At 69.6% G+C, this 9,806-nt stretch carries 9 protein-coding genes; 6 read left to right on the plus strand and 3 right to left on the minus strand.

From position 1 onward, the window contains the following. The first annotated feature begins 257 nt into the window (after positions 1 to 257). Genes IG74_RS0136400 through IG74_RS0136415 form a run of 4 tightly spaced genes read left to right on the plus strand, consistent with a single transcriptional unit; the run spans position 258 to position 5,133 of the window. Positions 258 to 2,477 (plus strand): polyribonucleotide nucleotidyltransferase, encoded by a 2,220-nt coding sequence (locus IG74_RS0136400; protein ID WP_030686091.1) that lies wholly within the window; start codon positions 258 to 260, stop codon positions 2,475 to 2,477. After that, positions 2,474 to 3,853 carry a M16 family metallopeptidase gene (locus IG74_RS0136405; protein ID WP_030686094.1) on the plus strand — a complete coding sequence of 460 codons (1,380 nt, stop codon included), beginning with the start codon at positions 2,474 to 2,476 and terminating at the stop codon, positions 3,851 to 3,853. The genes IG74_RS0136400 and IG74_RS0136405 overlap by 4 nt, the downstream gene beginning before the upstream one ends. Before the next feature lie 60 nt (positions 3,854 to 3,913). Beyond that, positions 3,914 to 4,666 (plus strand): 4-hydroxy-tetrahydrodipicolinate reductase, encoded by a 753-nt coding sequence (gene dapB / locus IG74_RS0136410; protein WP_030686095.1) that lies wholly within the window; start codon positions 3,914 to 3,916, stop codon positions 4,664 to 4,666. Between the two features lie 14 nt (positions 4,667 to 4,680). Continuing rightward, positions 4,681 to 5,133, plus strand: a complete 453-nt coding sequence (locus IG74_RS0136415) for a tetratricopeptide repeat protein (protein WP_030686097.1) — start codon at positions 4,681 to 4,683, stop codon at positions 5,131 to 5,133. Between the two features lie 89 nt (positions 5,134 to 5,222). Here IG74_RS0136415 and IG74_RS0136420 read toward each other — a convergent pair whose 3' ends face one another. Both IG74_RS0136420 and IG74_RS0136425 read right to left on the minus strand, forming a co-directional pair. Further along, positions 5,223 to 5,783, minus strand: a complete 561-nt coding sequence (locus IG74_RS0136420) for a PH domain-containing protein (RefSeq protein ID WP_030686100.1) — start codon at positions 5,781 to 5,783, stop codon at positions 5,223 to 5,225. Positions 5,784 to 5,927: 144 nt separating this feature from the next. Next, entirely contained in the window at positions 5,928 to 6,167 is a 240-nt protein-coding gene (locus tag IG74_RS0136425; protein ID WP_030686101.1) for a hypothetical protein, read from the minus strand. 461 nt (positions 6,168 to 6,628) lie between these two features. On the opposite strand from IG74_RS0136425, the gene dapA reads away from it, so the two are divergent. Both dapA and IG74_RS0136435 read left to right on the plus strand, forming a co-directional pair. After that, on the plus strand, positions 6,629 to 7,528 hold the full coding sequence (gene dapA, locus IG74_RS0136430) for a 4-hydroxy-tetrahydrodipicolinate synthase (protein ID WP_030686103.1): 900 nt from the start codon (positions 6,629 to 6,631) through the stop codon (positions 7,526 to 7,528). Positions 7,529 to 7,657: 129 nt separating this feature from the next. Beyond that, positions 7,658 to 9,343, plus strand: coding sequence for a ribonuclease J (locus tag IG74_RS0136435; RefSeq protein WP_030686106.1), 1,686 nt, complete (start codon positions 7,658 to 7,660; stop codon positions 9,341 to 9,343). Positions 9,344 to 9,470: 127 nt separating this feature from the next. Here IG74_RS0136435 and IG74_RS52905 read toward each other — a convergent pair. After that, positions 9,471 to 9,806 (minus strand): hypothetical protein (locus tag IG74_RS52905; protein WP_199818941.1); only part of this gene is annotated, 336 nt, incomplete at its 5' end.

Below are 9,806 nucleotides of genomic sequence, written 5' to 3' on the forward strand. Positions count from 1 at the left end.
GCGGGGCCCGGCGCGCCCGCGCAGGCACCACGCACGTCCATGGGCACAACCACATAAGGAGAGGCGCACCCAGCCGCCGCCGGTCCTCGGTAGTGGTCTCCGGGATACGCGAGTACGAGTCCCGGGGGCTTCGATCGAAGACCGGCCCGCACCCAAGGCGCGCTTCTCCGCACCGCTCCCACGCCACACGGGCAGGGGCGGACCCCGGGCCACACGGGCCCGGGGTGAAAAGACGCTACGTAACGGAGAAACCGCTAGTGGAGAACGAGACCCACTACGCCGAGGCCGTCATCGACAACGGCACCTTCGGCACCCGCACCATCCGCTTCGAGACGGGCCGCCTGGCCCGTCAGGCCGCCGGCTCCGCCGTGGCCTACCTGGACGACGACACGATGGTCCTCTCGGCCACCACCGCGTCCAAGAAGCCCAAGGACCAGCTCGACTTCTTCCCCCTGACGGTGGACGTCGAGGAGCGGATGTACGCCGCCGGCAAGATCCCCGGCAGCTTCTTCCGTCGTGAGGGCCGGCCCTCCGAGGACGCGATCCTCACCTGCCGCCTGATCGACCGCCCGCTGCGCCCGTCCTTCAAGAAGGGCCTGCGCAACGAGATCCAGGTCGTCGAGACGATCATGGCGCTCAACCCCGACCACCTGTACGACGTGGTCGCGATCAACGCCGCCTCCTGCTCCACGCAGCTGGCCGGCCTGCCCTTCTCGGGCCCGATCGGCGGCACGCGCGTGGCGCTCATCAAGGGCCAGTGGGTCGCCTTCCCGACGCACACCGAGCTCGAGGACGCCGTCTTCGACATGGTCGTCGCCGGTCGCGTCCTCGAGGACGGCGACGTCGCGATCATGATGGTCGAGGCCGAGGCCACCGAGAAGACCATCGAGCTCGTCAAGGGCGGCGCCGAGGCGCCGACCGAGGAGATCGTGGCCGCCGGTCTCGAGGCCGCGAAGCCCTTCATCAAGGTCCTCTGCAAGGCCCAGTCGGACCTCGCCGCCAAGGCCGCCAAGCCCACCGGCGAGTTCCCGATCTTCCTCGACTACGAGGACGACGTGTTCGAGGCCCTGACCGCCGCCGTCAAGCCCGAGCTCGCCCAGGCGCTGACCATCGCGGGCAAGCAGGAGCGCGAGACCGAGCTGGACCGCGTCAAGGCGCTGGCCGGCGAGAAGCTCCTGCCGGAGTTCGAGGGCCGCGAGAAGGAGATCTCCGCCGCGTACCGCTCGCTGACCAAGGCCCTGGTCCGTGAGCGCGTCATCAAGGAGAAGAAGCGCATCGACGGCCGCGGTGTCACCGACATCCGCACCCTGGCCGCCGAGGTCGAGGCCATCCCGCGCGTGCACGGCTCCGCCCTGTTCGAGCGCGGCGAGACCCAGATCCTGGGCGTGACGACGCTGAACATGCTCCGGATGGAGCAGCAGCTCGACACCCTCTCCCCGGTGACGCGCAAGCGCTACATGCACAACTACAACTTCCCGCCGTACTCCACCGGCGAGACCGGCCGCGTCGGCTCCCCCAAGCGCCGCGAGATCGGCCACGGCGCCCTCGCCGAGCGCGCCCTCACGCCGGTGCTCCCGACGCGCGAGGAGTTCCCCTACGCGATCCGTCAGGTCTCCGAGGCCCTCGGGTCGAACGGCTCGACGTCCATGGGCTCCGTCTGCGCCTCCACCATGTCGCTGCTGAACGCCGGTGTGCCCCTGAAGGCCCCGGTCGCCGGCATCGCCATGGGCCTGATCTCCCAGGAGATCGACGGCGAGACGCACTACGTCACCCTCACCGACATCCTCGGTGCGGAGGACGCCTTCGGTGACATGGACTTCAAGGTCGCCGGCACCAAGGAGTTCGTGACCGCCCTCCAGCTGGACACCAAGCTGGACGGCATCCCGGCCTCCGTCCTGGCCGCCGCCCTGAAGCAGGCCCGCGACGCCCGCCTGCACATCCTCGACGTGATGATGGAAGCGATCGACGTTCCGGACGAGATGTCCCCGAACGCGCCGCGGATCATCACCGTCAAGATCCCGGTGGACAAGATCGGTGAGGTCATCGGCCCGAAGGGCAAGATGATCAACCAGATCCAGGAGGACACCGGCGCCGACATCACGATCGAGGACGACGGCACCATCTACATCGGTGCCGCCGACGGCCCGGCCGCCGAGGCCGCCCGCGCCACGATCAACGGCATCGCCAACCCGACCATGCCGGAGGTCGGCGAGCGCTACCTGGGCACCGTCGTGAAGACGACGACCTTCGGTGCGTTCGTGTCGCTGCTCCCGGGCAAGGACGGTCTGCTGCACATCTCGCAGATCCGCAAGCTCGCCGGCGGCAAGCGCGTGGAGAACGTCGAGGACGTCCTCGGCGTGGGCCAGAAGGTCCAGGTCGAGATCGCCGAGATCGACTCCCGCGGCAAGCTCTCCCTGATCCCCGTGATCGAGGGCGAGGAAGGCTCCGAGGACGCGAAGGACGACGCCGCCAAGTGACGTCCCGTAGCTCCAAGGCGACGGCCCGCACCTCCTCGGAGGCGCGGGCCGTCGCCCGTACCCAAACCTTGATCAAGGGCCAGAACGGCATCGGCACGGTCCGCAAGACCACCCTCCCCGGGGGCCTGCGCGTCGTCACCGAGACCCTCCCTTCGGTCCGCTCGGCCACCTTCGGCATCTGGGCCCACGTCGGCTCCCGCGACGAGACGCCGTCCTTGAACGGCGCGACGCACTACCTGGAACACCTGCTCTTCAAGGGCACCAGGAAGCGCAGCGCCCTGGACATCTCCTCCGCGATCGACGCCGTCGGCGGCGAGATGAACGCCTTCACGGCCAAGGAGTACACGTGCTACTACGCGCGCGTGCTCGACACCGACCTGCCGCTGGCCATCGACGTGGTCTGCGACATGCTGACCGGCTCACTGATCCGCCAGGAGGACGTCGACGCCGAGCGCGGCGTCATCCTCGAAGAGATCGCGATGACGGAGGACGACCCGGGCGACTGCGTGCACGACCTGTTCGCGCACACGATGCTCGGCGACACCCCCCTCGGCCGTCCGGTCCTCGGCACGGTCGACACGATCAACGCCCTCACCGCGGACCGCATCCGCCGCTTCTACAAGCGGCACTACGACCCGACCCACCTGGTCGTGGCCGCCGCGGGCAACGTGGACCACCAGAAGGTCGTCCGCCAGGTCCGCGCCGCGTTCGAGAAGGCGGGCGCCCTCACGCGCACCGACGCCACGCCCATCGACCCGCGCGCGGGCGTGCGCCGCGTGCGCGCCTCGGGCCACGTCGAGGTCGTCGACCGCAAGACCGAGCAGGCCCACGTCATCCTCGGCATGCCGGGCCTGGCCCGCACCGACGAGCGCCGCTGGGCCATGGGCGTGCTGAACACCGCGCTCGGCGGCGGCATGTCCTCGCGCCTGTTCCAGGAGGTCCGCGAGAAGCGGGGCCTGGCCTACAGCGTGTACTCGTACACGTCGGCGTTCGCCGACGCGGGACTGTTCGGCGTGTACGCGGGCTGCCGTCCCAGCCAGGTCCACGACGTCCTCAAGATCTGCCGTGACGAGCTCGACCACGTCGCCGAGCACGGTCTGACGGACGACGAGATCAGGCGCGCGATCGGCCAGCTCGCGGGCTCCACGGTCCTCGGCCTCGAGGACACCGGCGCGATCATGAACCGCATCGGCAAGAGCGAGTTGTGCTGGGGCGAGCAGATGTCGGTCGACGACATGCTGGCCAGGATCGCGGAGGTCACCCCGGACGAGGTGCGCGAGGTGGCCCGCGACATCCTGGGGCAGCGCCCGTCGCTCTCGGCGATAGGCCCGCTCAAGGACAAGCAGGCCGCCCGCCTGCACGAAGCGGTGGCCTAGACCCGGGACTCCCGGGCCCTGGTCCCGTACGACTCATAACTCGGTTAAGGAAACAGGCAGATGAGCAAGCTGCGCGTGGCGGTCATCGGCGCCAAGGGCCGGATCGGCTCGGAAGCGGTACGGGCCGTCGAGGCGGCCGACGACATGGAACTGGTGGCGGCCCTCGGCCGCGGCGACAAGCTGGAGGCGCTGGTCGAGGCCGGTGCCCAGGTCGCGGTCGAGCTGACCACGCCCGGCTCCGTGATGGGCAACCTCGACTTCTGCGTCCGGCACGGCATCCACGCCGTCGTCGGCACGACGGGCTGGACCGACGAGCGCCTCGCGCAGCTGCGGACCTGGCTCGACGCGTCCCCGGAGACCGGTGTGCTGATCGCGCCGAACTTCTCCATCGGCGCGGTCCTCACCATGAAGTTCGCGCAGCTCGCCGCGCCGTACTTCGACTCCGTCGAGGTCGTCGAGCTGCACCACCCGCACAAGGCCGACGCCCCCAGCGGCACCGCCACGCGCACCGCCCAGCTCATCGCCGCCGCCCGCGAGCGCGCGGGCAGCGCCCCGCAGCCGGACGCCACGGAGACCGCCCTGGAAGGCGCCCGCGGCGCGGACGTCGACGGCGTCCGGGTGCACGCGATCCGCCTGAACGGCCTGCTGGCCCACCAGGAGGTCCTGCTCGGCGGCGAGGGCGAGACCCTCACGATCCGCCACGACTCACTGCACCACAGCAGCTTCATGCCGGGCATCCTCCTGGGTGCCCGCAGGGTGGTGGAGACTCCGGGCGTCACCTTCGGCCTGGAACACTTCCTGGATCTGGACTGAGCCGAGCCGAAGTCATGCGCGCAAAGATCACCTACGCCGTCACCGCTGCCGTCCTGGTCGTCTACTTCGTCCTGGTCGGCAGCCGTGGCGTGCTGCTCATACAGCACGGCACCGTGCTGACCGTGACCTTCGGGGTCGCGGTGCTCATCCTGCCGGTCATCGGCGTGTGGTTCCTGTGGCAGAACACGCGCTTCGTCCAGCGCGCCAATCGGCTCGCGGCCGAGCTGGAGGCCGAAGGCGGCCTGCCCGTCGACGAGTTGAAGCGCACGCCCGGCGGGCGCATCGACCGCGACTCGGCCGACGAGGTCTTCGCCCGGCGCAAGGCCGAGACGGAGGACACCCCGGACGACTGGCGCTGCTGGTTCCGCCTCGCCATCGCCTACCACGACGCCCGGGACACCCCCCGCGCGCGGAAGGCCATGCAGCGGGCGATCGCCCTGCACGAGGGCAGGCCGGTGAGCGTCTGAGGGGCTGCGCCTGAGGCAGCTTGCCCAGGGGCGCGGGGAGCTGCGCGACCAGCCGACACCGGCCCGCAGGCGACCGACGGGCCGGGCGCCTACGCCGTACGGCGGTATTCGTCCGCCCACACCTCAATCGTGTCGGCGGCCCGGTCGAAGGCGGTGCGGCGCGCGAGGAAGTCCGCCCCGCGGTCGGTGAGCAGCGTCGCCCGCTCGTCCGCGGGCCGGTCGAGGCGGACGAGCATCAGGGCCTGCCCCTGCACCGTGCGGGGCAGCCCGAGCCACCGCACGGGCTGCTGGATGGTGCGCACGGAGGCGACCCGCGCCCACGGCACGGTCCGGGTGCGCAGGAAGGTCACGTGCCGCAGGCCGTGCGCGCTGACCCAGGTGCCCACGCGCAGCAGTCGGACGGCGGCGCAGATGACGAGGACGGCCACGCCCACGCAGATGCCCGCGCCGGGCAGGGCGCCCGCGAAGGCGATGATCACGGCGGCCACGAGGACGTACGAGGCGAGGAGCAGGAGTACCGCCGCGGCGGCCACGCGCCAGGGCCCCGGACGGTAGGGCCGCCGCCAGTGATCGCGGTCGTCGAACGGGAGCGCGGCGTCCTTGGCCGCGTCGTCGAAGGCGCGGTCCGCGGTCAGGAAAGGCAGGGGCACGGCTGGTCCTCACTCACTCCACGCACGGGTTGTGCCCGGTGAGGCTATCGAGCCGTGTCCCCCGCTACCAGCGTTGGGGGCCCAAGGGGGTGCCCGACGGGGCCAAGGGGGTGCCTCGGCGCCCGTCCGTGTCCTGCGCGGCCGTCAGCGGCCGTCGGACGCCTCGGACTGCTGGGTCTTTGCCGGTGACTGGTCGGCGGACATCGCAGGTATGCCGAAGAGCAGGGAACCCACGAGACCGGCGACCACGGTGAGCCCGATGAGCGTACGACCGACGACCTGACCGGCCGTGGCGCGCTCACGGGGTGGGGGAGTGACGTTGCTGCGGAACTTGTCGGCTTCGGCGATGAAGGCGAACGGAACGGGCTCTCGCCGACGGAACATGGGGCGCGCTTCTCCTCACGAGTCTCGAACGGAACTCTGTTGCCTAGACAGACGCTCGAATCGACCAAAAGGTGCCCAGTTTCGGCAAATTCGCCGAAGATTGCCATGAGGGGGCACTACAGGGCCGATTGTCGGCGGAGCGTCGGCGGCCGGGTGCCGCCCCGCGACGCGGACGGACGCGCACAGCGGCGTACGAAGCCGCACGGGCCGGGACCCCGAGCACCCCAAGGGCCCGACTGAAACGAGGAGTCGGGGCACATCCGGCCCGGCACGGCACAGATGTACGGATGAGCCGACTGAAGTGTCCGTATTGCGGCATTTCTAGAAGTTCATCTAGCCTGATCAAACGGACCCGGCACTGCTTGAACCCCCGAGCAGGCAGTGCCGGGCTCCCTGAGTGTCAGACCCAGCACATCCCCCGAGGGGCGACCCCGCGCTGAGCAGCGAGTAGCGTGTTACCCATGGCTCCGACCTCGACTCCGCAGACCCCCTTCGGGCGGGTCCTCACCGCCATGGTCACGCCCTTCACGGCGGACGGCGCACTCGACCTCGACGGCGCGCAGCAGCTCGCCGCCCACCTGGTGGACGCAGGCAACGACGGCCTGATCGTCAACGGCACCACCGGCGAGTCCCCGACCACCAGCGACGCGGAGAAAAACGAGCTCGTACGGGCCGTCCTCGATGCGGTCGGCGACCGCGCCCACGTCGTCGCCGGCGTCGGGACCAACGACACCCGCCACAGCATCGAGCTGGCCCGCGCCGCCCAGGACGCCGGCGCCCACGGCCTGCTGACCGTCACGCCGTACTACAACAAGCCCCCGCAGGAAGGCCTCTACCGGCACTTCACCGCGATCGCGGACGCCACCGAGCTGCCGGTGATGCTGTACGACATCCCGGGGCGCAGCGGCGTACCGATCAACACCGAAACGATCGTGCGCCTCGCCGAGCACCCGCGTATCGTCGCCAACAAGGACGCGAAGGGCGACCTCGGCCGAGCCAGCTGGGCCATCGCCCGCTCCGGCCTCGCCTGGTACTCCGGTGACGACATGCTCAACCTGCCGCTCCTCTCGGTCGGCGCGTGCGGCTTCGTCTCCGTCGTCGGCCACGTCGTCACGCCCGAGCTGCGCGCCCTGCTCGAAGCGCACCTCAGCGGCGACGTGCAGAAGGCCACGGAGATCCACCAGAAGCTGCTCCCGGTCTTCACGGGCATGTTCCGTACGCAGGGAGTGATCACCACCAAGGCGGCGCTCGCCCTCCAGGGGCGCCCCGCGGGACCGCTGCGCCTGCCGCTCGTCGAGCTCTCGCCGGACGAGACGGCCCAGCTCAAGATCGATCTTGCGGCCGGCGGGGTACAGCTCTAAACACAGACTTCACAACTCAATACGCAACACATCGCAGGCCAGGTGCCTGCACCCACAACTGCTACTGCACGAACGTCACGCGCGCCACGTGCCCCGGAGGTACGTGGCGCGCGTGGTGAGGAGAGTCTTTTGAGTCATCCGCATCCTGAACTCGGCGCCCCGCCGAAGCTCCCGAAGGGCGGCCTGCGGGTCACCCCGCTGGGCGGCCTCGGCGAGATCGGCCGGAACATGACGGTCTTCGAGTACGACGGGCGTCTGCTGATCGTCGACTGCGGAGTGCTCTTCCCCGAGGAGGAGCAGCCCGGAATCGACCTGATCCTGCCGGACTTCACGTCCATCCGTGACCGCCTCGACGACGTCGAGGGCATCGTCCTCACGCACGGCCACGAGGACCACATCGGCGGTGTCCCCTTCCTCCTGCGCGAGAAGCCGGACATCCCGCTGATCGGCTCCAAGCTGACCCTCGCCCTGATCGAGGCGAAGCTCCAGGAGCACCGCATCCGTCCGTACACGCTCGAGGTCGCCGAGGGCGACCGGGAGCGTCTCGGCCCCTTCGACTGCGAGTTCGTCGCGGTCAACCACTCCATCCCGGACGCCCTCGCGGTCGCGATCCGCACCCCCGCGGGCATGGTCGTGCACACGGGCGACTTCAAGATGGACCAGCTGCCGCTGGACCGGCGCCTGACCGACCTGCACGCGTTCGCGCGGCTGAGCGAGGAGGGCATCGACCTTCTCCTCTCCGACTCCACGAACGCCGAGGTCCCGGGCTTCGTCCCGCCGGAGCGGGACATCTCGAACGTCCTGCGTCAGGTCTTCGCGGGCGCCCGCAAGCGCATCATCGTGGCGAGCTTCGCCAGCCACGTCCACCGCATCCAGCAGATTCTGGACGCGGCCCACGAGTACGGCCGCCGGGTCGCCTTCGTCGGCCGCTCGATGGTCCGCAACATGGGCATCGCCCGCGACCTCGGCTATCTGCGGGTGCCGCCGGGCCTGGTCGTGGACGTCAAGACGCTCGACGACCTGCCGGACCACGAGGTCGTCCTGGTCTGCACGGGTTCGCAGGGCGAGCCGATGGCGGCCCTGTCCCGCATGGCCAACCGGGACCACCAGATCCGCATCGTCTCGGGCGACACGGTGATCCTGGCGTCGTCGCTCATCCCGGGCAACGAGAACGCGGTCTACCGCGTGATCAACGGCCTCACCCGCTGGGGTGCGAACGTCGTCCACAAGGGCAACGCCAAGGTGCACGTCTCCGGCCACGCCTCAGCGGGCGAGCTCCTGTACTTCTACAACATCTGCAAGCCCAAGAACCTGATGCCGGTCCACGGCGAATGGCGCCACCTGCGCGCCAACGCCGAGCTCGGCGCCCTCACCGGCGTCCCGCACGACCGCATCGTGATCGCCGAGGACGGCGTCGTCGTCGACCTCGTCGAGGGCAAGGCCAAGATCGTCGGCAAGGTCCAGGCGGGCTATGTGTACGTGGACGGCCTCTCGGTCGGCGACGTCACCGAGCCGGCTCTCAAGGACCGCCGGATCCTCGGCGAGGAAGGCATCATCTCGGTCTTCGTCGTCGTCGACTCGACGACCGGCAAGATCACCGGTGGCCCGCACATCCAGGCCCGCGGTTCGGGCATCGAGGACGGGACGTTCGGCGAGGTCATCCCGCGGATCCAGGAAGTCCTGGAGAAGTCGGCCCAGGACGGCGTCGTCGAACCGCACCAGCTGCAGCAGCTCATCCGCCGCACGCTGGGCAAGTGGGTGTCGGACAACTATCGCCGCCGCCCGATGATCCTGCCCGTCGTCGTCGAGGTCTGAGCCCCCGGGCAGGCCTGACGACGCGAGCTCCGGAGCGGGGCGCCTCGATTTGCATCGAGGCGCCCCGCTCCCGTATGTTTACGTCTCCGCCAGAGGGGAACCCGCCGCACACGGCAACGTGTCGGGGTCACCCCGAAGGGAACGGAAATTCCGGCTCAGAATCTCTGATAAAGTCGGAGCCGCTGGAAAGGGAAACGCGAAAGCGAATACCTGAAAGGCGCCGATGAAAATCGGAACGGATCGGGAAGCCGAGAAGATCTGATAAAGTCGGAACCGCCGGAAGGCCGAAAGGCCGGAAAGCGCCGAGGAAGTCGGAACGGACCGGGAAGCCGGAAAGATCTGATAGAGTCGGAAACACGAAATGCCGAAGGGAAGCGCCCGGAGGAAAGCCCGAGAGGGTGAGTACAAAGGAAGCGTCCGTTCCTTGAGAACTCAACAGCGTGCCAAAAGTCAACGCCAGATA

Origin of the sequence: Streptomyces sp. NRRL B-1347 (assembly GCF_000720325.1) — a bacterium.
Lineage (GTDB): Bacteria > Actinomycetota > Actinomycetes > Streptomycetales > Streptomycetaceae > Streptomyces.

What these genes read in the sequence shown, in the direction of transcription:
- dapA (WP_030686103.1), top strand. Translation starts at nt 6,629, where the DNA reads ATGGCTCCGACCTCGACTCCGCAGACCCCCTTCGGGCGGGTCCTCACC.
- dapB (WP_030686095.1), top strand. Translation starts at nt 3,914, where the DNA reads ATGAGCAAGCTGCGCGTGGCGGTCATCGGCGCCAAGGGCCGGATCGGC.
- IG74_RS0136425 (WP_030686101.1), bottom strand. Translation starts at nt 6,167, where the DNA reads ATGTTCCGTCGGCGAGAGCCCGTTCCGTTCGCCTTCATCGCCGAAGCC.
- IG74_RS0136415 (WP_030686097.1), top strand. Translation starts at nt 4,681, where the DNA reads ATGCGCGCAAAGATCACCTACGCCGTCACCGCTGCCGTCCTGGTCGTC.